The 2,478-nt window shown below is 58.5% G+C and carries 3 protein-coding genes; all 3 read left to right on the top strand.

Annotated features, from left to right (window positions below):
• Positions 1-198: 198 nt before the first annotated feature.
• Positions 199-1,335 (top strand): TRAP transporter substrate-binding protein, encoded by a 1,137-nt coding sequence (locus ACXJKO_RS31195; protein WP_457094880.1) that lies wholly within the window; start codon positions 199-201, stop codon positions 1,333-1,335.
• Between the two features lie 124 nt (positions 1,336-1,459).
• Positions 1,460-2,044: a TRAP transporter small permease subunit gene (locus tag ACXJKO_RS31200; RefSeq protein WP_457094881.1), complete on the top strand. Its 585-nt coding sequence runs from the start codon at positions 1,460-1,462 to the stop codon at positions 2,042-2,044.
• Positions 2,044-2,478: TRAP transporter large permease subunit (locus ACXJKO_RS31205; protein WP_457094882.1), on the top strand; the 435-nt coding region annotated here is incomplete at its 3' end. The genes ACXJKO_RS31200 and ACXJKO_RS31205, both read left to right, overlap by 1 nt.

Genomic DNA, 2,478 nt, shown 5'->3' on the forward strand with positions numbered 1-2,478 from the left:
GGAGTCCTCATCCTGCTCTCACAAGCAAAGATGCTGCGCGCACCAAGTAAAAGAACGCACTCCCAACGCATCTCTTAGACCTTAGGTGGGCGGCACTTGAATTTCATGACAAAGTGACGCAGCATTCTTCATGGATTAACGCGCTCCACAATAAGAGAGCGCGGTCCTTCACAACAATCGGGGGTGAGGGAGGAAAGCATGAAGAAAGACAAGTCCTCGGAGGGCACACCTTCGAGATCGTCCAAGCATTCCCGTCGTCATTTCCTGCAAGTTGCCGGTCTCGGCACCGCCGCGACGATTGCCGCTCCCCAGGTCTCGCGAGCCCAGACAGCCACCTGGAAATTCCAATCCACCTGGCCCAACCGCGACATCTTCCACGAGTTCTGTAACGACTTCGCCAAGCGCGTGAACGAAATGTCGGGCGGGCGTCTCAAGATCGACGTTCTCGCTTCCGGCGCCGTCGTTCCCGCCTTCCAGCTACAGGATGCGGTGCATGCCGGCATTCTCGACGGCGGTCACGGCGTTGCGGCCTATTGGTACGGCAAGAACAAGGCCTATGCCCTGTTCGGCACCGGCCCGTCCCTCGGCTGGAACGCCAATTCGTTCCTGGCCTGGATGAACTACGGCGGCGGCTACGATCTCTATAACGAGCTGCAGCAGCAGATCCTCAAGCTCAACCTCGTCGGCTACCTGTCGGGCCCGATGCCGGCGCAGCCTCTCGGCTGGTTCAAGAGCGAGGTGACTTCAGCGGATGCGTTCAAGGGATTGAAGTACCGCACTGTCGGCTTGGCTGCCGACCTCAACCGCCAACTGGGTGCTGCCGTCACCATTCTCGCCGGCGGTGAAATCGTGCCCGCGCTCGAACGCGGCGTCATCGACGGAGCGGAATTCAACAATCCCTCCTCCGATCTGATACTCGGCTTCCCCGACGTGTCGAAGAACCTGATGCTCCAGAGCTATCACCAATCCGGTGAGACGTTCGAGCTTCTCTTCAATAAGGCGAAGTACGACGCGCAGCCCGCCGAGGTGAAGGCCATCATCAAATATGCGGCCGAAGCGGAATCCGCCGACATGTCCTGGAAGGCCCTTGATCGCTACTCGAAGGATCTGGAAGTGATCAAAAGCCGTGGCGTGAAGGTGACGAAGACACCGGAGGCCGTGCTGAAAGCGCAGCTCGACGCATGGAACAAGGTGATCGAGGAATTCTCCAAAGATCCGTTCTTCAAGAAGGTCGTCGACAGCCAGAAGGCATGGGTGCAACGCACCTACGCCTATGAGCGCCTCAACGAGCCATCGCGCGAGATGGCCTACGACCACTTCTTCAAGACGACCTAAGGCACCTGACGCCGCAGGTTTCTCATGCATGAGGATGGCGCCCATGGTGCCGTCCTCAACTCTTGCACCTCAACTCTTGCACCTCAACCCTTGCCCCGACGAATGACCCGGAAGGCTTCTCCGCATGCGCTTCGTCTATGCCATCGACCGCATCAACACGTTCATCGGCAAGACGGTGAGCTGGGCGATCGTCGTCCTCACCTTCGCGGTCTGCTATGAGGTTTTCTCCCGCTATGTGCTGCGCGCGCCGACTGAATGGGCTTTCGATGCAAGCTACATGCTCTACGGGCTTCTCTTCATGGTGGCGGGGCCTTACACGCTTGCCCGCAACAGCCATGTGAGAGGCGATTTCCTCTATCGCAGCTGGTCTCCGCGCCGACAGGCCGGGCTCGATCTCGTTCTCTATTTCCTCTTCTTCTTCCCTGGAATTCTCGCGCTCGTTTACGCCGGCATCCCGTTCACGGAAATGTCCTGGATGATGAGAGAGCACTCCATGAACTCACCGAACGGGCCGCCAATTTATCCCTTCAAGGCACTGATCCCGATCGTCGGAGTGCTCATGGCCGTTCAAGGCGCTGCGGAAGTGGTGCGCTGCATCGAATGCGTGAAGCGGGGCGAATGGCCGCCGCGCCTTCACGATGTCGAAGAAACAGAAAAACTCATTCTCGAAAAAGCCGAACAAGAAGGCATCAAGGAAGGAAGCATCTAATGCTGGCGTCGTGGGGGGTGGGTAATCCTGAGCTGGGCGTGTTGATGCTCGGCTTGTTCATCGTATTCATCATGTTCGGATTTCCCATCGCCTTCACGCTGATGGCCCTGGGTTTCGGTTTCGGCTACATGGCCATGGGCGACATCGTATTCGCGCTTGTCGTGCAGCGCACCTATTCCGCGATGACGAACGACACGCTCGTCGCCATCCCGCTCTTCGTATTCATGGGATATATCATAGAGCGAGCGAACATTCTCGACCGCTTGTTCCACTCCATTCAGATCGCGGTGGGCGGCGTTCCCGGCTCTCTCGCGGTGGCGACGCTTCTCACCTGCGCGTTGTTTGCAACAGCGACCGGAATCGTCGGCGCGGTCGTCACGCTCATGGGATTACTCGCCTTTCCCGCGATGCTGCGCGCAGGCTACGACACGCGC

It is taken from the genome of Microvirga sp. P5_D2 (assembly GCF_054049475.1).

Excerpts from the sequence above, each read along its gene's own strand:
- ACXJKO_RS31195 (WP_457094880.1), top strand. The coding sequence starts at position 199 with ATGAAGAAAGACAAGTCCTCGGAGGGCACACCTTCGAGATCGTCCAAG.
- ACXJKO_RS31200 (WP_457094881.1), top strand. The coding sequence starts at position 1,460 with ATGCGCTTCGTCTATGCCATCGACCGCATCAACACGTTCATCGGCAAG.